Source organism: Pseudomonas sp. PAMC 29040 (assembly GCF_003994535.1).
Taxonomy (GTDB): domain Bacteria; phylum Pseudomonadota; class Gammaproteobacteria; order Pseudomonadales; family Pseudomonadaceae; genus Aquipseudomonas; species Aquipseudomonas paraversuta.
On sequence record NZ_RZAA01000001.1, the window covers coordinates 618,948 to 640,399 of the forward strand.

Here is a 21,452-nt window from a genome sequence, read left to right on the forward strand (position 1 = left end):
ATACTCCTCAAAACACTGGCAGCGGCAAAGCGCCCAGCCGGTCGGCACCGCCATTGCTGGCCTGGTAGGCTGATTCGCCCGGTGTCACAAACTCTGCTACATAGCCTTGCCAGCCGTCGGCTTCGCCGGCACTGGCGCTATAACGCTTGAGATGGCTCATGTCCCAGCCGTAATCGGACGGGCACGAGGTCGGGTGCGCACCAAAGGGGGCGTGCACCACGCCACTGACCAGATAGCGCTCAAAGGTATTGAAGCGGGCCTGGGCGGCATCCAGGCTCAGGCGCTCTTCGATCCGTTCGCAGGACACAAAGCACTGCTTGGCGGCACGGGCGAACAGATGATCAAAATACGGATCGGGACCGGTGATCAGGGTGTTACCCAGGCGGTCAGCGACGTTGACATGCAAAAAGGCCATATCCAGGTTCAGCGCAGGCATCGCCAGCAACACTTCACCGTCGTCATAGGGCGACTGCACCTGCTTGATGTCCGGGTTCAGACGGCTGACATCGGTTGCCAGGCCGCAGCGGGTCGGCAAAAACGGCAACCGCATACCGGCGGCGCGCAGGCCCCATTGCAACATGCCCTCATCCAGCTCCATCAATTCCAGCTCACCGGCCTCCCGCGCCTTGCGAAAGTAGGCTTCCAGCGGGATCGCATCGAGGGTGGCAAAACCGAACACCAGTTTCTTGACCTTGCCGGCCGCACAAAGCATGCCGACTTCAGGGCCGCCATATGCCACCACGGTCAGGTCCTTGACCTCCGAGCGCAGGATCTCGCGCACGATCGCCATCGGCTTGCGCCGTGGCCCCCAGCCGCCAAAACCTATGGTCATGCCGTCACGCAATTGGCCGACCACGTCTGCCGCTGTCATTTGCTTGTTCATGGGTTACTCCTTTACCGGTCTGTTACTGCTGGCCGACTGAAAAATCGTGGCCCCACAGGCTGACCCGGGTGAATTCAAAAGCGCTGTGGTCTTGCCAATCCACCAGCAAGCCGCCATAGCCGTACTCCAGGTCAAAGCCCGAAGGGGTTTTCATATAGAAAGAGGTCATCTGGTCGTTCAGGTGCTGGCCCAAAGTGGCCGACAACGGCACGTTATGCGCTAGGCGCCGGTCATGGGCGCGGCCCACTTCGGTCATCGTTTCGACCTCGACCATCACATGCACGCAGCCGGACGGCACCGGGTACTCGGCCAGGGCCAGGCTGTGGTGACGGCTGTTTTTGCAATGCAGGAAGTGAATGCGGATCGGTGCGGCCGACGGGTCGGGCCGGAAATTGAATATGTCCGACAACTCGAAGCCCAGTACATCCTTGGCAAAGGCCAGGGTGGCATCGAAGTTGGGAGCGGGCAGAACGGTGTGCCCCAGGCCCATCTCACCGGTGACGAACCCCGGAACACCTTGCGGCGAAACAAAGGGCTGGCAATCGGAGCGATGGCCCCAGCTCAGTTCATGGCGGTTGCCCGAAGGATCGGTGACGTGCAGCAACGCCTGTACACCGCGCTGATCGCATTGCTCGGGAGTACCCGGGCGCCAGCTGACATCGGCCTGATCCAGGGTTTCGATGGCGGCATTGAACGCCTTCTCACTGGCCAGCTCCCAGCCCGATGCCAGATAGCGTGACTCACCGCCAGGCACGATCAACATCCGGAACGGGCGTTGGTCCATCTTCACATACAACCCCCCGGCGGGTGCCGCAGTGACCATCATCCCGAGTACATCTTCGGCATAACGCTGCCACTGCACCGGGTCGGCGGACTCTGCAACGAAGTAGCTCAAACCACGAATGTCGATCATGTGCCTGCTCCTCAATGCCTGTATTTATTGGCTTGGGGCAGTATGGGAAGGAAGGTTGCCGGGCTCATCGTCCGTTGAGACTAAAGCCCTTGAGGACACTGAATAACCTCAACGCTTGTGCACCTCATACCTGCAGGAGCGAGCCTCTGTAGGAGCGAGCTTGCCTCGCGAGCTTTTCTACCGCTAACAGCTCGCGAGGCAAGCTCGCTCCTACAGATGACAGGTCACAGGTCACAGGTCACAGGTAACGCGAGGATTACATATAGAGAATCACCAGCTCATTGATCACTGAAGGCCGCTCGCTGCCCAGCACGTGGATGTTGAGCTCCAGGGTCAGCTGGGTACCGCTTTTAACCCGTTCCACGCGCTTTACCCGGGCCCGCGAATGGATGGTCGAACCGGCCGGTACCGGCGCCGGAAAGCGCAAACGGTCCGAACCGTAATTGACCATATTGCTGAAACCGGTGATCTCGTAATCCAGGTTCAACTGCATGCGCGACTGCAGGATCTGCACCAGCGCACCATGGGCAATGGTGCCGCCAAAGGGGCTTTGTTTACGGGCCCGTTCCGGATCGGTGTGAATCCAGTAATCATCCCCCGACAACGCGGCAAAAGCGTCGATCAGGCCCTGATCAACCACAATCCGGTTGCTCCAGGGGCTGAACGTGTCGCTGACCAGCGACTGCAACGCGGCCTCGTCATCCAGTGCAATCTGGCGTACCCGGGGCGCTGCAACCGCCGGCTGCTGCACTGCTGCCGGCAAGCTCTTCAAAGCCTGCGGGTCCTTGTCCATCCCGGTAAAACGCAACAGCCGCGTACCCTTTGCGTCCACCTCGGCAAACACCGGCTGCAGGCGCATCCCGACCTTGACCTCGGACTCGTCCAGGCCCACCAGATTGCTGTTGATCCGTACCCCTTGATCCAGCTCGATCACCGCCAGCATCTGCGGCATTTCATCGGCAAAATCCGGCATGGTGGCAATCCGGGTCACAGTGAAGCTGTACAAGCTCGCCCCGCCGCTGACTTCACGCCAGGCAAGCTCGTGGGCCAGGCAGCCGGGGCAATGCCGACGCGGGTAAAACACCCAGTGACTGCATTGATTGCACTGCTGGATCAGCAGGCGCTCGGCCTTCAGGCCTTCCCAGAACGGTGCAGAAATCTCGGTCGGGACCGGCATTGGTTTGTTGTTCGACATCGGATTCATGCTCCCTGAAGTATCAATGCGCCCTGCTCACTCATCACCCCACCGGTGCCTGAGACATACACCGTGTCGCACTGCGCAAGCTGACGCTCGCCCGCCTCGCCGGCGATCTGGGTTACTGCCTCGATCACCTGCGACATGCCGCCGGCGGAACCGGCCTGGCCAAAGCTGAGCTGGCCGCCATGGGTGTTCATCGGGAAATCGCCACGCCAGGTCAGGTCGTGTTCACGGACAAAACTCATGCCTTCACCCTTGGCGCAGAAGCCTGCGTCTTCCAGGGTCAGCAAGGCAGTAATGGTGTAGCAATCGTAGATTTGTGCAGCATCCACATCCCCGGGCTTGAGCCCGGCCATGTCGAACGCCCGGCGCGAAGCAGGACCAATCGGGGTTTGCACCATGTCGGCGGCATAGGACGGCGACTTGAACGCCAGATGCTCACCGAAACCGGTGATATACGACGGCCGCTTGCGGGCACGGGCAGCCACTTCCTTCGAAGCAATAATCAGCGCCGCACCGCCGGCCACCGGCATCACGATCTCCAGTACATGCAACGGATCGGCAACTTTCTTGCTCGCCAGCACTTGCTCGATGGTCAACGGCTGGCCGTAAAACATCGCTTGGGGGTTGTACTGCGCGTTAGTGCGCTGATCCACAGCGATTTTTGCCAGTGCCCGCGGGTCATAGCCATATTGTGCAGCGTAACGCTGGGCAATCATGGCGTAGCCGGTGTTCTGGCCCATGTGGCCGTAGGGCAAATCGAATTCGGCTTCGGGTGCCCCGAAGGCGGTGCTGTGGCCGCCGAAGCGCATGGCCCGGGCCATCCAGCTCGGGTCTTCGTCCGGCCCCAGCGGCGCCATGCGTGCAGGCAATACGCAGAGCACCGCCTGGCACAGACCCAGCTCGATGGCTGCCGCCGCGCGCCAGACCATGCCCACCGAGGTACAGCCGCCAAGGTCGACCACTTCGGCAAAGTTCAGGCGCAAGCCCAGGTATTCGGCGGCCATGGCAGGCACGAACACCGAAGCTTCATGAAATTGCGGGCCGTTGATTACCAGCCCGTCCAGGTCCGAGGCTTGCAAACCGGCATCGCGCAAAGCTTGCGCGGCCAGATCTGCAACCTGCTCCAGATGGAACATGCGCGGCGCCGTTGCGTATTTTTCCGGTTTGTACTGAGCGCTGCCGACAATGGCCGCGTGACCTTTAAGACCCATAGGTTTCTCTCTTTTATCGGTTCACATTTGCCCCGTTGGGGGAGCCGGCTTGCCAGCGATGCAGACCCTGCGCCCTGCCATACATGCTGCAGCGATCCAATCGCGGGCAAGCCCGCTCCCACAAGGGCATACCTTGATTAGAACGTGTACTTCATCGAGAACGTGGCGTAGTCACGGTCTGCCAGCGGACGGTAGATCGGGTCCGGCGAGCCCAGGTACGCGATGTACTTGAACGACATTTCCAGGTTGCTCAGGTACTTGAACGTAGTGCCCGCACTCAGACGGCGGTCACCGGCCACCCCGGCGATGGTCCCGGACATCGGTGCAGCACCGCTGAACACGTTGGAGAAGGTAAACGGCACCTCAAGGTCCCAGCCCTGAAACACACCCGGGTAACTGAACGATGCACCCACGGTATAAGCGCTTGAAGAACGGGTTCTCCAGGCCGAGGAGGTTTTGTAGGTGTAATCATTGGACGGCTGAATCGCCCCTGCATACGGAGGAGCAACAGGCAGGCCCAACAGATTCGGCGCACCTGACACATCGTCCACATCATCCACGCGTACGGTGACGATCTCACCGGTCAGCGTGGTCTGGCTGGCCCATGGCCGGTCACCCAGGATTCGCATGGCCGAGAGCTGCAATTGCTGGCCTTTGCCGCGGGTCGGCACCGGACCCAGACCGGTATTGACCATCACCGGGGCTCCGTCGCGGTAGGACCATTCAGCCCCCAGCTGGTATTCACCCAACTTGGTGGCGGCACTGATACCGGTCAGCTTGATATCTTCGAAATACTCAACCTTGTAGCCGTTGGTGGTGTAGGCATACTGCCCATTGCCCAGGGCCAGGGGTTGATAGCCAACCAGCGCTGTGGCCGGGTTTTTATCGTGGTACACCACATGGAACAGCGACAGTTCCAGGTCGGTAGTCGGGCGGTAGCGGATTTGCGCACCCCACTGGCCGCTGTCACGGGGTTCGTCGGTGCCCATGTAATTGATCCGCGAGCCGTTGGCCCCGAGAATGAATTCGCGTCCAGGGCCGATCACGTCAGAGGTCGACAGATAGCTGCCCACTGGCGGCAGCTCGGTGCCCTTCCACTCGTACTGCACGTAGCCGCCCAGGGTAATTTCCGGGTTGATCCGGTAAGACGCCGAGAACTGGCCCACCGGCAACAGCACTTCCTTGACCTCAACCCCGGGCTGCGCAGCCTTGACCGCATCGGACGGGTTCTGTACCCCGTTCACGCCCGGGTAGTAAAGGCTTTCGCCCCAGGACTCGATATGCCGACCGGCCTTGACGTCGAGCATGGTGTCATTGTCAAAGCGCCAGCCGCCAAACACATAGGCGTCGAGCAAGCGGGTGCGGCCACCGCTGTAATACTTGGTGTCGCTGGTGAACTCATCGTTGCTCCCGGTCTTGTTGACCGTCGACGGCGAGTTGTTGTCGTTTGAGCGGTGGTATACATCGTCATAGAAGGTACTGGCACGGACCACAGCGCCGTAGTTGTCCTTGCGCAAAATCATTTCGCCCAGGGCACCCACGCGGTTGGTGGTGAGACTGTGCTGATCGAAGTTGCGGTTCGGATCATCGACGTTGATGCCCATCAACCTGTTACTGGGGTCACCCAGGCGCATACCGATGCCGTAACTGGTGGTCACCGACCAATCGATGGTGGTGCCGTCATCAAACTCAATAGTGTCCCCCGCCCACACCGGGCTGGTTACCAGCGCAACGGCGACTGCCAGGCCCGTGACCTGAAAGTTGTGCCCAAGACATTTATTGTTGTTTTTATTGATCACTCTGCCTCTCCTGATTAGCGACCCTCTGGCCGCCTCGATGGGTTCAAGCGTCATTGCGTTCTGCAGCGCATATACCCTGCTCATGACAACTGAAGCGGGTCGAACTTCACGACTCCTGTCCCGGCCTGCGAATAGCGATGCAGCCCTCCCTGAACCTCACGAACGAGCGCCCCCTCGGCCATGAGGTAATTGGCGTGAGCCAACGTCTCCCCAACCGCCATCAGCTCGTCAAAACGACCTGACAGTTTTTTAAACAACACCGCCATCATTTCCAGCGCCGTGAGCGGTTGCGCACAGGCCTGGTGCAGTTGCTGCAAATGGTTCAGATGGTGGTCACGCAACTGGTCCAGGCGCAGATGCAAATTGCAGAACGGCCGTTCATGGGCCGGCAGCACCAACACGCTGTCGGGAATGACCCGCAGCCGCTCGATGGATGCCAGCCAGTCGCGCAATGGATTGGCCTCGGGCTCCGTGACGTAGACGGCGATGGTTGAAGTGATGCGCGGCAACACTTGATCGCCAGAAATCAGCAAGCCGTCATCAGCGGCATACAGACATGCATGCTCCGGTGAATGACCATTGCCCATCACCACCTGCCAGCGCCTGCCGCCAATGGTCAGCTCGCTGCCATGCTGCAACCGGATAAACCCGGCCACCAACTGCGGCCGAAAATGCTCACCCTGGATCAGCGGCAACAAGGCTGCCGTGCGCTCGGGACTGAAACCGGCTTTCTGATAAAAATCGACAAAAGCCCAATCAGGTGTCTTCGCCATCGGCGGGCCATGGTGCAGAGCTTCAAACTCACCATGGGTCATCAGCACCGGACACCGAAAACGCTCGGCCAGCCACCCCACCACACCGGTGTGATCGCTGTGAAAATGGGTACAGATCACCGCTTTGAGCGCCAGGCCCTGGAACACGTCGACAAATACCTGCTCCCATACCTCACGACACTGGTCACTGTTGAGGCCCGTATCCACCGCCACCCAGCCGTCGCCATCGCGCAGCAGGTACAGGTTGATATGGTCCAGGCCAAAGGGCAGCGGCATGCGCAGCCACAACACACCCTCGGCCACCTCTTGCACCTGCCCGCTGGCCGGCGCCTGAGGCCACGGGTAGCGCAGGCCGTCACGCCATTCATGGCCCCGGGCGTCGATTTCACTCATGACTGCTGCCCACAAAAGGTGCCAGCCCGGCCCGGGCCAGTACTTGCAGCGAGTACGGCTGATAGGTACGGGTGCTTTCGTCACGCACGAACAGCGGATCGGCAAACAGGCCCGGGGCGTAGCCCTGACGCTGCAAATCGACCTTGCGCAACTTGAAGGTGCTGGTCATGTCAGCCGTCGCCGACACCCGCACAAACATCGGCGCCGCATAACGTGGCAAGCGCGCTTCGGTCAGGTCATAGAACGCCTGGGGATCAAAGGTGTGGCCGGCCTGCATCAGGATCGCCGCCATGCCCGCCCGGCCTTCGTGTTCCGGCACTTGCACGCCATACACATTGATCAGTTCCAGTCCCGGCAAGTCACTGAGGGTATCGGCGACTTCCAGGGTGGAAACGTTTTCGCTTTTCCAGCGAAAGGTATCGCCGATACGGTCGACGAAATAGAAATAACCGTCGTCGTCATAGCGCAACAGATCGCCGGAACTCCAGTACGCATCTCCAGCCTGGAACACGTTGCGGCGGATCTTGCTTTCGCTGGCAGCGGCGCTGGTATAGCCCTCGAAACGCCCCCCGCCGATCTGCGGATGATTGACAATGAAACCCATCGCTTCACCCACTTCACCCGGCTGACAGAGCTGATAGAAACCCTGTTCGTCCCGTGGATGGGTGTCACTTTCAACGTCGTAGCGCACCAGCCGCAGATTGGTCCGGCTCCAGTCCGGTACCCGGCCGCACGAGCCCACATAGTTGTCGACGTTGATCAGATTCGCGTTGGCCTCGGTGGCGCCCCAGCCTTCAAACACCTGGATCGGGCCGAAGCGCTCAAGCCAGCGCTGCCACGACTCGGACGTCAGGCCGGCGCCGAGCATGTAACGCAAACTGTGCTCCCGCTCCCCGGCCACTAAGGGCTGGTTGAGCAAGTAGCGGCAAATTTCACCGATGTACTGGAACACCGTGATGTTATTGCGGCGTACGTCCTGCCAGAACTCACGCACACTGAACTTGCGCCGCACCACAATGCTGGCACCGACACGCAATGCGGTAGAGGTCACCGAAGTCGCCGCAGCTCCGTGGTACAGCGGCAGGCAGCAATAAAACACGTCCTGGGCAGTGGCCCCCATGGTGACTTCCATCACGTCACCCGAAGACATCCAGCGCATATGGCTGTAGCGCGCAGCCTTGGGCAAACCGGTGGTGCCCGAGGTGAAAATCAGCAAAGTGGTACTTTCAGCCGTAATGGCTGCGCGCACTTCACGGGCAAAAGCTGTGTCCGCAGCGCGGGCAATCTGCTCGCTAAAGCGCTGGTCGACACAGGCCGGCAACACGCGGTCGTGGGGGTTTTCCGGATCTTCAATCAACCACCACGGCACATCCGGCAAGCCTTCGGTGGACAACAGGTTGTCCAGGCATTCCTCACCGACCACCACGGCCTTGGCCTCAGTGGTCTGCAGTGCGTGCACCAGCGGCTTGCCATTGACCTGGGTATTGATAAACGCCACCACGGCGCCAAGCTTGACCAGGCCAAACCAGCAGAAAAAGAACTGCGGGCGGTTTTCCATGGCAATCGCGCACACATCACCGGGGCGCAGACCCTTGTCGTAAAACACCCGGGCCATGCGATTGGCCTGGGCGTCGACCTGGGCATAGCTGTATACATCAGTGCCGTAGATCAAAAATGGTCGTTGGGGAAAGCTGCGGGCCTGCGCCTCAAGACGATCGGCCAGGGTGTACAGGTCCGCCGGCTTGATCTGCGCGCTGGCTGCCGAACGCAGGTCCAGCAGCTCCTGAGTCTGCTCGCGGGGCACTGGCTGTTGCCGGGGTGCCACGGGCGTGCTGAAACGCGACATATCGTTCATGGCGTCACCGTCTCGCTCTGCGGGTAATCGCTGTAGCCTTCAGGACCTGGCGAATACAGGGTTTTGCGATCGAAGCGGGCCAGCGGCAAGCCCCGGCGCAGGCGCTCCACCAGATCCGGGTTGGCAATAAAATGCCGGGCGAACGACACTGCCTCGCCCTGACCGGCCTGCAAGGCAACCTCGGCCGATGCGCCGTCAAAACCGTCGTTCAAAATAAGTCCGCTGCTGCAATGGCGCTGCGCCAGGGCGAAGGCATCCAGCTCGGCCAGGGGCGAGCGCATGATATGCACGTAGGCCAGACCCAACGGCTCGGCGGCCCGGCACAGGGCTTCGGCGGTGGCCAGCGGATCTTCGTCGCTGATGTCATTGAACGGGTTGCCCGGGCACAGGCGCAACGCCACACGCCCGGCACCGATGGCCGCAGCCATGGCGGCCAGTACTTCAGCAGGGAAACGCACGCGGTTTTCGACACTGCCGCCATAGCGGTCTTCACGCAGATTGCTGCCCGAAGCCATGAACTGCATGGGCAGGTAACCGCTGGTGCAGTGCAACTCAACCCCGTCAAAACCCGCTTCACGGGCATTCAGGGCCGCCTGGCGATACTCATCGATCACCCCGGCAATGTCTTGCAGCGACAAAGCCTGTGGCTCGTCGCTGTCCACCAGCCCGGCCTGATCGGTAAACAACTGGGTGCGCGCGCGCAACGCCGAAGGAGCAACGGTTGCAGCGCCTGCAGGTTTGTTCTGGGCACAGGAAGCACGGCCTACGTGCATCAACTGCAGCACGATCAGGCCGCCTTCGGCGTGCACCGCATCGGTCACGGCCTTCCAGGCGCGAATCTGTTCGGCGTTGTAGATGGCCGGGGTCCGGCAATAGCCCAGACCATTGGCCGAAGGTGAAGTGCCTTCGGCCACAATCAGACCGGCCGAGGCCCGCTGACGGTAGTACTCGACCATTTCCGCGGTAGGTACCCCGTGCTGATCGGCACGGCTGCGGGTCATGGGCGCCATGACGATCCGGTTGGCCAGTTCAAGGTCACCCAGGCGTACGGGTTCAAACAAAATGCTCATAACGGGCTCCTTAGCGCACGCGTATTTTCGGTGCGCCAGCCCCACGGCGCAGGGTGGCAAGAAAGTGTTCCACCGGAGCGGCGCTGGCCACTTGCGGCAACTGATCCTTGTCCGGGCGTCTGGCCCAGAATTCGGTCCAGGACGGGAACAGGTCGTGGAAGGTCCCGGCATAGGGTTCGCGCCCCGGCCAACGCATTTTTTGCGTGCCGATCGGCGGCTTGTTGAGGTCGCTGGCGTACCAGTAGCACGGCAAGCGACGACGGAAATACCAGCGCCCCTGCATGCGCTCGTAGTCATCCCAATAGAGCATTTGCATGGTCACCCACTCGGGACCGGTCTCGTGCTCGTTCTTGGAATACACCACGCCCACCGCATGGTCCGGATCGGTGAACTCGATCAGGTGCTGACCCAGGTGGTGCGAGGTGCCATGGAACTGGTCGCGCAGGGTGTCATCGACCCAGGCTTTAAGGTGCGCGCGTCCGGTTTTTTCGCGACCGACGCGGATGTCTTCGGCAAACAGATTGACGTGGGCATCGAGGTCGCGCATGTCCAGCGACAACGAATATTTACCGGCCAGCTGACGGATTTCTTCAATCGATTCCAGGCGGTCAAGCCGGGCAAGCAAGGCGTTCTGTTCCATAAAAAGTCCTTATTCCAGTACCGTGTACAACTCGCTGCTACGCCCGCCATCTACCGGCAAGCTGGCACCGGTGATGTACGAGGCTTCGTCGCTGGCCAGAAACAGAATGGCGTTGGCCACTTCCAGGGGCTGGCCGACGCGCTTGAGCGGGATCAGTTTTTCGGTATTGAGCCGGGTCTTGTCGTCGGTCAGCATGCCGGCGGTGGCCGGGGTCTCGACGATGCCGGGGATCACCACGTTGCAGCGGATGTTGTGGCTGGCACCTTCACTGGCGGCCGCGCGGCTGAAGTTGATCACCGCCGCCTTGGCAGCGGAATATCCGGCCATCCACGGCGTGCCGAACAGCCCGCAGATCGAGGCAATATTGATGATCGAACCGCTGCCCTGGACCCGCATCAGGCCCATTGCCGTGCGGGTGCCCCAGAACGTGCCGTCGACCGTGGTTGAAAAGTTGGAATGCCAGTCGGCGGTGCTAGTGCTGTCAATTGCGCCCCAGCTGTAGGCCATGGCGTTATTCACCAGAATGTCGAGGCGGCCATTGCGCTCAGCGGCAGCGCCGATGGCACCGACATAGGCGGCTTCATTGCTGACATCGGCCACCGCACATTCAGCACGGCCACCGGCATCGCGAATCTGTGCCGCTACGGCTTCCAGCGGCTCGATGCGGCGACCGCAGAGCACCACCAATGCACCCTCCTGGGCAAACCGCAGGGCGGTAGCCGCGCCAATGCCCGAGCCTGCGCCGGTGATAAATGCAACCTTGCCTTGTAAACGAGTACCCATGCTCTGCTCTCTCCTGTCGGTGCCCCGGGGTCAGATAAACGCCATGCCGCCGTTGACCGCGAGGTTTTGCCCGGTGATGAAGCCGGCGTCTTCGCTGGCCAGAAAGGCAGCGACGCGGGCGATTTCTTCGGTTTCACCCATGCGTCCCAGAGGGATGGCCTTGAGCATGCTTTGCATCCAGTCATCCGGGATGTCGGCCATCATCGGAGTGTTGGTCGGGCCCGGAACAATGGTGTTGACGCGAATGCCGTTGGCGGCCAGCTCACGGGCCATGCTGCGGGTCAGCCCCATTACGCCGGCCTTGGCCGCGCAGTAGTGGCTTGGACCTTCGCCGGTCAGGGCCGAGGTGCTGGAAATATTGATCACCACACCCGGGGTGGCGGCCTTGAGCATCAATTTCACGGCTTCACGGCTGCAGAAAAAAGTGCCGGTGAGATTCACCCCGATCACCCGCTGCCAGTTCTCGTCCGGTGTCTCGGCGAATGCATCAATGGAGCCGATGCCGGCGTTGTTGACCAGAATGTCGAGGCTGCCGAAGCGCGCCTGTACAGCGGCCATGGCGGTCGCCACCGAATCACTGTCGGCGACGTTGCAGATCACGGCCAGCGCCTTGTCGCCCAGCCCTTCAATGGTCTGGTTGGCCGCATCGAGGTTGATATCGGCCGCCACTACCACTGCGCCCTGCTCGGCGAAATGGCGCACAATCGCCCGGCCCATGCCTTGCCCTGCACCGGTCACAAACGCAACTTTATTCAGCAACTTCATGGTGTTTCTCCCACCTGCCAGATGTCGGCCGCCCGTAAGCCGTGGGCGGTGCATGGGGACAATCATTGACTGGAGGAAAAAGCTGAACATCGTCCGATGGGACTAAGCACCGAACCGCAGGCAGCAAGCTTGTCCGGGATGGCAGCAATGGACTGCAACAAATACCGCTTCAGTGATCAGGCCCCCTGAGCCACAGCTGGTCTGAATGGACGATGTCCATGGCGCAGGGTTCGTGGAATAAATCGCTCACTAGAACAAAACCGGGAGAACCCGTCGTGTCGATAACTTTACGTCCCACCTGGCGAACTCACTACGCGTTAGGCGTACTGGCTGCCATCTATGTTTTCAACTATATCGATCGGTTGCTGATGGCGATTCTGATCGAGCCGGTAAAGGCTGAATTCGGTATTTCCGATACCGGTATCGGCCTGCTTTCAGGCGTGACTTTTGCGGTTTTCTACACCCTGTTCGGCTTTCCTTTGGGGCGATTGTCTGACCGTATCGGACGCAAGAAAGTCATCGCATTCAGTTGTATTGCCTGGAGCGTGATGACCATTTTCTGCGGTTTCGCGGCCAGCTTTGCGATGCTGGTGGTGGCCCGGATCGGCGTGGCCATCGGCGAAGCCGGCGGCACTGCCCCGTCGATGGCCATGGTCTCGGATCTGTACCCGCCGGAACGCCGCTCCACCGCACTCTCGGTGCTGATGCTGGGCTCAAGCCTGGGGGCGATTTTCGGCCTCGGCCTGGGCGGCTGGATCGCCCAGCATTACGGCTGGCGTTTTGCATTCGTGGTGATCGGTGCGCCGGGGATTTTTCTCGGTCTGCTATTACTGCTCACCGTACGGGCACCGAAACCTGCAATGCTGGTCAGCCCCAATCAAGTGGCGCAAGCCCACTGGGCGGTGACGGTACGCGAACTGTTCCAGACCCCGTCCTTCCTCTGGATCGTGCTCACCGGCGGTTCCGCGGCCATTGCCGGCTACGCCATCGGCACCTGGAGCCCCAGCTTTCTGATCCGCTCCCACGGCCTCAGCCTGCAGGACGCCGGGTTGCTGGCGGGCGTCGCCGGCGGTGTCGGGGCTACCTTGGGCACCCTGACCTGCGGCATCCTGTGCGACCGCCTGGCGCGTCGTGACAAAGGCTGGCAAATCGGAGTACCGCTGCTCGGCACCCTGATCAGTATCCCCTTTGGCCTGGCCTATTTTCTCTGGCCAACCGGCACGGCATTCCATGTCGGCAGCACCCCGGTACCCAGCGCATTCCTGTTCTATTGCGTGTTCAGCTTCTTCGGCACCTGGTGGGCAACACCCTGCCTGGGCGCCATCTCACACCTGTTCCCGGCCACCCGCCTGGCCCAGGCCACGGCGATTTTCGTGATGGCCATGACCCTGCTCGGGGTGGGTGTCGGCCCGCTGCTGATCGGCATGCTCAGCGACGGCTTTGCCCACACCCTGGGTAACGAAGGCCTGCGCTACGCACTGGCGTCCTGTATCTCGCTGCTGGTGCTGGCCTCGGTATTTTTGGCCATGGCCTTGCCGCGCTATCGCAACCATTTGAACAACACCCCTGCCCCAGCGCCCCTGGCTGAAGCGGTCAGTGCCTGATATTCCGGAGATTGAGTGATGACTGAACAAGACCTTCCGCTGCCCGTCGGCCATTTCGTGACACTGGACTGCGGCCTGCGCCTGCACTTTCTCGATGAAGGCAGCGGCCCGGTAGTCCTGTGGCTGCACGGCAGCGGCCCGGGTGCCAGCGGCTACAGCAACTTCAAAGGCAACTACCCGCAGTTCGTCGCCGCCGGCTTTCGCAATCTGGTGGTGGATCTGCCGGGCTTCGGTCGCTCCGACAAGCCCGAAGACGCGCAGTACAACCTGGACTTCTTCGTTAACGCCATGTCCGGGTTTCTCAAGGCCGTGGGGGTCAAGCGCGCCACACTGCTGGGCAACTCCCTGGGCGGCGCCATTGCCCTGGGGCTGGCACTGGCCGAGCCCGAGCGTGTGGAGAAGCTGATTCTGATGGCCCCCGGCGGCGTTGAAGATCGCGAAACCTACTTCAAGATGGTTGGCATTCAGCGCATGGTCGAGCTGTACAACGCCGGGCCCCTGGGCATCGAGCAGATGCGCCGGATCATGAGCCTGCAACTGTTCGACAGCTCCCAGCTCGAAGACAGCCTGCTGGCCGAGCGAGTGGCGGTGGCCGTGCACCAACCGCGCAATCTGTTCACCACCATGATGGTGCCGAACATGACCGAGCGCCTTGAAGAGCTGCAAGTACCGATCCTCGGTTTCTGGGGCACCGACGACAACTTCAACCCGGCCAGCGGCGCCCTCAAAGTGCTCAAGCATGCACCGGATGCGCGTTTTATCATGCTCAACCGCTGCGGCCACTGGGTCCAGGTTGAACACCGGGAGCTGTTCAACAAGGCGTGCCTGGACTTCCTCAAAAACTGAACAGGCAACATTGACGGCGGCCTGCGAGTCGCCCTCAGCCCTTCTTATCCTGCTCGGACTGAAAAACAACAATGACAAAATTCTCTCAGTTGCTGGCACCCGGTCGCATTGGCTCAATCGAGCTGCGCAACCGCATCATCATGGCGCCCATGGGCTCCAACTTTGCCGAAGCCGATGGCCACTGTGGCGAACGGATTCAAGCCTATTACGAAGCCCGCGCCCGTGGCGGCGCCGGGCTGCTGATCATGGGGGTCTGTTCAGTGGCGTTCCCGGCGGGCACCGCCGAGCCGTTCCAGGTCGGCGTGTCCAGCGATGACTTTATCCCGGGCCTGAGCCAGCTCGCCGAGCGCGTTCACCGCCACGGTGCAAAAATTGCCATGCAGCTGCAACACGCGGGCAAGACCTCGGTACGGGATATGGCTGAAGGACGGCAACTGTGGGTACCGTCAGTGCCCCCGGTACTGCAAAGCGACATGATGGCGGCCCTGACCCCTGAGGAACTGGCCAACTTCGTCAGTTCCATGAAGCGCCGCGCCGAAGGCTCGCCCATCCGCGTGATGGACAGTGCCGACATAGGGCAAATGATCGACTGGTTTGCCTGCGCCGCCGAGCGTGCCCAGCGCGCCGGTTTCGACGGTGTCGAACTGCACGCCGCCCACGGCTATATCATTGCCGGTTTTCTGTCCGGCTATTACAACCAGCGTGAGGATGAGTACGGCGGTTCGCTGGAAAACCGCGCCCGGCTGCTGCTGCAGATCATCGCTGCCGTGCGGGCCAAAGTCGGCTCGCAATTTGCCGTATGGCTGCGTCTGGACGCCGAAGAACTGCATACCCCCGGCGGCATCAGCCTGGACGACGCCAAGGCGGTGGCACGCATGGCCGAAGCGGCAGGCGTGGATGCGGTCAGTGTGTCGGCCAGTGCGCGGATCACCAGCGGCGTGGTGTTTACCGAAGCACCGCTGGTGCATCAAGCCGGCGGCTTCATGGAATGGACTGCGGCGATCAAGCGCAGCGTGCAGGTGCCGGTAATCGCCGTAGGCCGTATCGAACCCCAGGCCGGTGAAGCCGCCCTGAAGCGTGGTGATTGCGACTTTATCGCCATGGCCCGCAAGCTGCTGGCCGATCCCGAACTGCCGAACAAATTGCTCAACGATCAGGAAAGCAGCATCCGCCCGTGCATCTACTGCTACGTGTGCGTGAGCCAGATCTTCGTCAACGAGCGGGTCAAGTGTGCGGTCAACCCCATGACCGGCCACGAATTCGAATACGTCATCAGCCCCACCGCCAGCCCCAGACATATTGCGGTCATCGGTGCCGGGCCTGCCGGCATGGAGGCCGCAAGAATAGCTGCCCTGCGCGGGCATCGGGTGACCCTGATCGAACGCAGCGACCGCCTCGGCGGGACCCTGTTCTTTGCCGGGCTGGCCTATGCCGAAAACGCCCGCTTGCTGGACAACCTCAAGGTTCAGGTGCAGCAATCTTCGATTGATCTGCGCCTCAATACTGAGGCCAGCCCTGCCCTGCTCCGCGACCTGGGCGCAGACCAGGTGCTGGTGGCCGTCGGTGCCGAGCGTGCGGCCCCCGACATCCCCGGTGCAGATCAGGACCATGTCTGGAGCGGTGATGAACTGCGACGCCTGATGACCGGCGACCGGGCGGAGGAAATTGCCAAGCGTAAATTGTCCTTCACCCAGCGCACCCTGATGAAAGCCGGCAACCTGGCGGGGGTCACCGACAGCAGCGAGGCCATGCAAAAACTGTCACGGGTATGGATGCCCTTGGGCAAGCGCGTGACCATCATCGGTGGCGGCCTGGTTGGCCTGGAACTGGCGGAGTTCCTGATCGCCCGCGGACGCCAGGTGACCGTACTGGAAAGCGGTAGCCATCTTGCCCGCGAACTGGCCATCGTGCGCCGCTGGCGGGTGCTGCATGAAATACGCGTGCATGGCGGACAGCTGATCACCGGTGCCAGTGTGATAGCCATTGAAGGCAATCGCGTGCGCTATCAACTGGCAGATGGCAGTTCAGGACAGAGCGAAGCAGACTCCGTGGTACTGGCCATTGGCGCACAACCCGACACCCGTTTGCTGGATGAACTGACCCGCGCAGGGTTATCGGCCAGCAGCATTGGTGACTGTCAGAGCATTGGCTACATCGAAGGGGCAATCAGCGCCGGCCATAAAGCCGGACGCGAGGCCTGAACCCGCCGGGGGCGGCATCCCGCCCCCGGCGTTGACCTGTGTTACTTCCTGAGTGCAGCTATAGTGCTGAGTTTCAAGGAGATAACCATGACTACCGACCCCCGCCATTATCGAATCGACAACATCGAATTCAACGTCCACGACATAGCGCGCAGCAAAGCCTTCTATGGCGCCGTGTTTGGCTGGACGTTCACCGACTATGGCCCTGCCTACACCGAATTCAGCGACGGCCGTTTGAGCGGCGGCTTCACCACTGGCGAGCCGGTGCGCCCGGGTGGCCCGCTGATCATTCTGTACGCCGACGACCTGGCCCTTGCCCGACAGGCCATCCTCCAGGCCGGAGGCAGCATCTCCCGCCCCGAATTCCCCTTCCCGGGCGGCAGCCGCCTGCATTTCACCGACCCGGATGGCTATGAACTGGCGGTCTGGACCCAGGGCTAGAATATAAAACTGCGCCATGACCATCGCTGGCAAGCCAGCTCCCACAGGCTCTGTAACCCCGATCACATATTTCATCCAATTGTGGGAGCTGGCTTGCCAGCGATAAAGGCAACCCGACAGACAGATAATTTCATCTGTAGGAGCGAGCTTGCTCGCGAGCTTCTCAAGCAGTCCACAGTCACCCGGCCTTCAATACGAGCCCGATAAAAAGCTCGCGAGCAAGCTCGCTCCTACAGGGGATATCGCTTGCCGGCGAGAATGTGAAACTGCGCCATGAGCATCGCTGGCAAGCCAGCTCCCACAGGCTCTGTAACCCCAATCACATATTTCATCTGTAGGAGCGAGCTTGCTCGCGAGCTTCTCAAACATTCCGCAGTCACCAGGTGTTCAGTATGAGGCCGATAAAAAGCTCGCGAGCAAGCTCGCTCCTACAGGGGATGTGGCTTGCCGGCGAGAATGTGAAACTGCACCATGACCATCGCTGGCAAGCCAGCTCCTACAGGTTCTGCAACCCCGATCGCATCCCATTGTGGGAGCTGGCTTGCCAGCGATAAAGGCAACCCGACAGACAGATAATTTCATCTGTAGGAGCGAGCTTGCTCGCGAGCTTCTCAAGCAGTCCACAGTCACCAGGTGTTCAATATGAGGCCGATAAAAAGCTCGCGAGCAAGCTCGCTCCTACAAGGGATGTGGCTTGCCGGCGAGAATGTAAAAACTGCGCCATGACCATCGCTGGCAAGCCAGCTCCCACAGGTTCTGCAACCCCCATCACATCCCATTGTGGGAGCTGGCTTGCCAGCGATAAAGACAACCCGGCAACCCGTTACAGCGGTAAAAACAAAAAGCCCCGTCGTTAACCGACAGGGCTCTTGCTGTTACTTGCAGCTGTTAGCTTATGACCACTTGCTTAACGCCCCATCGCCCGCGCAGCATCGGCGGTGTATTGGTCGGGAGTGAATTTGCCTTCATTGAGAATCGGGCCTTTCTTGGCTTCGTTGGTCATGCCGTAGCCGGTGTATTGCCCCGAGTTCAAGTCCATGAAGAACTGGGAACCCGCCTGCCAGCCACTCATGTCAGGGTGGTAGTAGTAGTTGACCATCGCGTGCTTCCACAATTGCCCACGGGCATCGTAGTTGTCCGCCATCACCGCGTTCCAGGTGTCTTCGTCGATGAACAGCACGCGCTTGCCGTACAGGTGGCGATAGCCTTCTTTCAGATCGGCTTCCACCACCCACACACGACGCAGTTCATAACGCATCAGGTCCGGGTTGGGATGGTTGGGGGTCAGCATGTCGGCGTATTTCACCGTCCCCGCGTTCGGCTTGTAGGCGTTGGCCGGGCTGTAGATTTCACGCTTGCCCAGCAGCTTCCAGGTGTAGCGCTCCGGCGAGCCGTTGAACAGGCGGTCTTCATCCACTGTCATGGTGCCGTTGGTGCCGATCATCGGCTGGTCATAGCCATAGCCGGGCAGCAAGCGCACGCGGCGGGTCGAGGGGCTGTAGCTCCAGGCCTGACGCGGGTTGGTCTGAAAGTCGTAGGGTTCGTGGGAGATGCTGATCACACCGTTGTCACGCGCCGGTTTAAGGGTGGTGTTGTTGCCCATGGCCTGAATTTTGTCTTCGGTTTTGGGTTCAACAATCGGTGAGTTGGCCTGCGACAGGCCCCGGGCATAGGCACGCCCCCAGCCAATGCTGCCATTGGGCAGAACCGAGGCCAGATCACTGGTTTTTTCTTCGGTCCAGGCACGGGCCGGCAACTGGTGGTTCCACAACACTTCCATACCGCTTTTAGGGATAGGGAACGGGACCTGGCCCAAACCTTCAATGCCCATGCCATCGTTCACCAGCTTGGCGTTCAGGGCGTTGCTCATGGCGCGCCGGCACACGTAGTCCGGGTAGCGGAAATCACGGTGGCCCGGGTAGATGTTCATCTTGTAAGTGGTCGGATAACGCTTGAACAGCGCTTTCTGGCCTTCGGTGAGTTTGTCTTCGTACTGGGCCATGTTTTGCGCGGTGATCACCACAATCGGCTTTTCAGCGGCATAGGGATCCACTGGCTGGTCACCGGAGAATTTAACGTGGTTCCAACCCGGTACTTCGCCCAGGTATTTGCCGGTGTACGGCGGGATGGTGCCCGCCGCATTACCGGCCTGCTCAGCACCGACACAGGTCAGCTCCTTGCCCAGTTTGGCTGCCTCTGCGCCAGACACCTGGGCAAAAGCCGGACCGATGGCCAGTACGTTGACGGACATGGCGGCTGCGAGCATTACGCCTGTTCTTGTTATTTTCATGTATTGCCTCCTACGCGTAAAAGCTTGCTAAGGGGTATGCGTCCATTCTTCGCCATTTGCCGGCGACTACATCGTCCACAAAGACTACTCAGGGCGTTACCAACAACTCTTTAAGCAAACCTTTGAGCATCTTGCCCGACGCATTGCGGGCAAAAGGGGTGTGCTGGACATGGATCTGCGCCGGCACTTTGAAACTCGCCAGACGCTGGGCGATAAAGCTGCGCACCGCCTCGCTGTCCGGGGTGTCGGACGGGTCACCGCGCACCACCAGAAACACCACTTCCCCCAGCACATCGTCCGGCACCGAAAAGGCGGCGGCTTCGATCACGCCAGGCATTTCACAGGCGCAGGACTCCACTTCGGCTGCGGATATTTTCTCCCCTCCACGGTTGATCAAATCCTTGGCCCGGTCGGTGATATAGAGAAATCCTTCGTCATCCAGCAGGCCGATGTCACCGGTGTCGAGCCAGCCATCGCGCAAGGTCTGGGCGCTGGCCTGGGGCAGGTTCCAGTAACCGCTCATCAAGGTCGGTGAACGGATCCAGATCAGCCCGCTGACGCCATTGGGCAGTGGCCGGTCCGGACTGTCACCGATACGCACATCGACGATCGGCAATGGCCAGCCGGCAGCAGCCGGTTTGTAAACAAACTGATCACCGCCGATGGCCGCGCAAATCCCGTTGCTTTCGGTCAGGCCGTAACCACTGCCACCCACCGCTTCCGGTTTGCGCTGGGTCAGATGCGCCAACAGACTGCTGGACGGCGCCGCGCCCCCCAGCCCCAGGCCGAACAGGCTCTTGGTGTCGGACGTGCCGAAACGTGGCGAGGTCAGCAGTTGCTGCATCATCACCGGCGCGCCGTTGAACTGGGTGCAATGTTCATCGCGGATCAGGTCCAGAGCCTTTTCCACGTCCCACTTGTACATCAGCAACAAGCGGCGACCGCTGCGCAAGGCCAGCAGGAATTGCGCATGCAGGCCGCTGACATGGAACAACGGCACTGCCATCAAGGTGGTTGGGGCATAGCCGCAGTTGATCACCACGCTGATACGCTCCGGCGAGCTCAGGGCACAGAACGCCCCCTGAAACTCCAGTGCCACCAGGGCCTGGCACACCGCGCCATGGGTCGACAGCACGCCCTTGGCCAAGCTGGTGGTGCCTGAGGTATAGAGGATCATGGCCGGGTCATCGGCCGTCACTTTCAGGGCCGGTGCAGTCAGCACCGGGGCCGCCAGCAGATCTTCCAGACGCTGGCAGTGTTCAGCCAGCAACTGGCCGGCGGACAGACCGACCACAATCGTCGCCAACCCCTGTTCGCGCAAGTCGCCATCGAGCAAGTGCAGGCGCGGCTCGTCACACAGCAACAGCCGTGCACCGCTGTCCTGCAGACCATGAAACAGCTCGTCGCGCAGGCCCCAGCTGTTGAGGGGGACGCACACCCCGCCGCAACGCTGAATGGCCGCAAACGCCACCAGCCACGCGGGCTGATTGCGCATGGCAATCGCCACCCGGTCGCCCTGACGCACGCCGAAACGATGCACCAGCTGGCCGGCCAGCCGGTCCACCTGATCGAAAAACTGGCTGAAGGTCAGACGCTGTTGTTCCCACACCAGAAACTCGCGGTCGCCATGCACCCGGCCACTGTCGATTGCAGCCCAGACGTGGGCAGCGGTATGCCGAAAATGTTTCGATCCGCTCCCCGGCTGGGTGACCACTTCAAAAGGTGAGCCGGCACCAGTCAATTGCTGCCAGGCGCTCTGCCACTGTTCAAGCTTCATCTTATTA

The 21,452-nt window shown here is 61.0% G+C and carries 17 protein-coding genes; 4 read left to right on the top strand and 13 right to left on the bottom strand.

Annotated features, from left to right (window positions below; all coding sequences use genetic code 11):
- Positions 1-7 precede the first annotated feature (7 nt).
- The 11 genes from WG29040_RS02655 to WG29040_RS02705 all read right to left on the bottom strand — a co-directional run bounded on the left by WG29040_RS02655 (position 8) and on the right by WG29040_RS02705 (position 12,286).
- Positions 8-883, bottom strand: a complete 876-nt coding sequence (locus tag WG29040_RS02655) for a CoA transferase subunit A (RefSeq protein ID WP_003445131.1) — start codon at positions 881-883, stop codon at positions 8-10.
- A 22-nt stretch (positions 884-905) separates the two neighbouring features.
- On the bottom strand, positions 906-1,796 hold the full coding sequence (locus WG29040_RS02660) for a VOC family protein (RefSeq protein ID WP_003445129.1): 891 nt from the start codon (positions 1,794-1,796) through the stop codon (positions 906-908).
- A 256-nt stretch (positions 1,797-2,052) separates the two neighbouring features.
- Entirely contained in the window at positions 2,053-2,991 is a 939-nt protein-coding gene (locus tag WG29040_RS02665) for an OB-fold domain-containing protein (RefSeq protein WP_003445128.1), read from the bottom strand.
- A gap of 5 nt (positions 2,992-2,996) precedes the next feature.
- Positions 2,997-4,208, bottom strand: a complete 1,212-nt coding sequence (locus WG29040_RS02670) for a thiolase family protein (protein WP_010656624.1) — start codon at positions 4,206-4,208, stop codon at positions 2,997-2,999.
- A 137-nt stretch (positions 4,209-4,345) separates the two neighbouring features.
- The gene (locus WG29040_RS02675; protein ID WP_010656625.1) at positions 4,346-6,007 is read right to left on the bottom strand and encodes a DUF1302 domain-containing protein; all 1,662 of its coding nucleotides are present in this window, start codon (positions 6,005-6,007) and stop codon (positions 4,346-4,348) included.
- Positions 6,008-6,087: 80 nt separating this feature from the next.
- On the bottom strand, positions 6,088-7,173 hold the full coding sequence (locus tag WG29040_RS02680; RefSeq protein ID WP_127195616.1) for an MBL fold metallo-hydrolase: 1,086 nt from the start codon (positions 7,171-7,173) through the stop codon (positions 6,088-6,090).
- Positions 7,166-9,028: a long-chain-acyl-CoA synthetase gene (locus WG29040_RS02685; protein ID WP_127195617.1), complete on the bottom strand. Its 1,863-nt coding sequence runs from the start codon at positions 9,026-9,028 to the stop codon at positions 7,166-7,168. Before WG29040_RS02685 ends, WG29040_RS02680 begins: the two co-directional genes overlap by 8 nt.
- A complete protein-coding gene (locus tag WG29040_RS02690; RefSeq protein WP_127195618.1) occupies positions 9,025-10,098 on the bottom strand; it encodes an alkene reductase in 1,074 nt (357 codons plus the stop codon). The genes WG29040_RS02685 and WG29040_RS02690 overlap by 4 nt, the downstream gene beginning before the upstream one ends.
- Positions 10,099-10,108: 10 nt before the next feature.
- The gene (locus WG29040_RS02695) at positions 10,109-10,738 is read right to left on the bottom strand and encodes a nuclear transport factor 2 family protein (protein ID WP_003445116.1); all 630 of its coding nucleotides are present in this window, start codon (positions 10,736-10,738) and stop codon (positions 10,109-10,111) included.
- A gap of 9 nt (positions 10,739-10,747) precedes the next feature.
- A complete protein-coding gene (locus tag WG29040_RS02700; protein ID WP_003445115.1) occupies positions 10,748-11,521 on the bottom strand; it encodes an SDR family NAD(P)-dependent oxidoreductase in 774 nt (257 codons plus the stop codon).
- 30 nt (positions 11,522-11,551) lie between these two features.
- Complete coding sequence (locus WG29040_RS02705; RefSeq protein WP_003445112.1) at positions 11,552-12,286, bottom strand: SDR family NAD(P)-dependent oxidoreductase; 735 nt, start codon at positions 12,284-12,286, stop codon at positions 11,552-11,554.
- A gap of 275 nt (positions 12,287-12,561) precedes the next feature.
- Between WG29040_RS02705 and WG29040_RS02710 the strand changes: the two genes are divergently transcribed.
- The 4 genes from WG29040_RS02710 (at position 12,562) to WG29040_RS02725 (ending at position 17,378) form a co-directional block, all read left to right on the top strand.
- Complete coding sequence (locus WG29040_RS02710; RefSeq protein WP_003445109.1) at positions 12,562-13,890, top strand: MFS transporter; 1,329 nt, start codon at positions 12,562-12,564, stop codon at positions 13,888-13,890.
- Positions 13,891-13,908: 18 nt separating this feature from the next.
- Positions 13,909-14,736: an alpha/beta fold hydrolase gene (locus WG29040_RS02715; RefSeq protein WP_003445107.1), complete on the top strand. Its 828-nt coding sequence runs from the start codon at positions 13,909-13,911 to the stop codon at positions 14,734-14,736.
- 71 nt (positions 14,737-14,807) lie between these two features.
- The gene (locus WG29040_RS02720; RefSeq protein WP_127195619.1) at positions 14,808-16,937 is read left to right on the top strand and encodes an FAD-dependent oxidoreductase; all 2,130 of its coding nucleotides are present in this window, start codon (positions 14,808-14,810) and stop codon (positions 16,935-16,937) included.
- Positions 16,938-17,024: 87 nt separating this feature from the next.
- Entirely contained in the window at positions 17,025-17,378 is a 354-nt protein-coding gene (locus WG29040_RS02725) for a VOC family protein (RefSeq protein ID WP_003445097.1), read from the top strand.
- Between the two features lie 907 nt (positions 17,379-18,285).
- On the opposite strand, the gene WG29040_RS02730 is transcribed toward WG29040_RS02725, so the two are convergent.
- Together WG29040_RS02730 and WG29040_RS02735 are read right to left on the bottom strand one after the other, a co-directional pair.
- Entirely contained in the window at positions 18,286-19,668 is a 1,383-nt protein-coding gene (locus WG29040_RS02730; RefSeq protein WP_369826385.1) for a DUF1329 domain-containing protein, read from the bottom strand.
- Positions 19,669-19,756: 88 nt separating this feature from the next.
- Entirely contained in the window at positions 19,757-21,445 is a 1,689-nt protein-coding gene (locus WG29040_RS02735) for a class I adenylate-forming enzyme family protein (RefSeq protein ID WP_127195620.1), read from the bottom strand.
- Between the last annotated feature and the right edge of the window lie 7 nt (positions 21,446-21,452).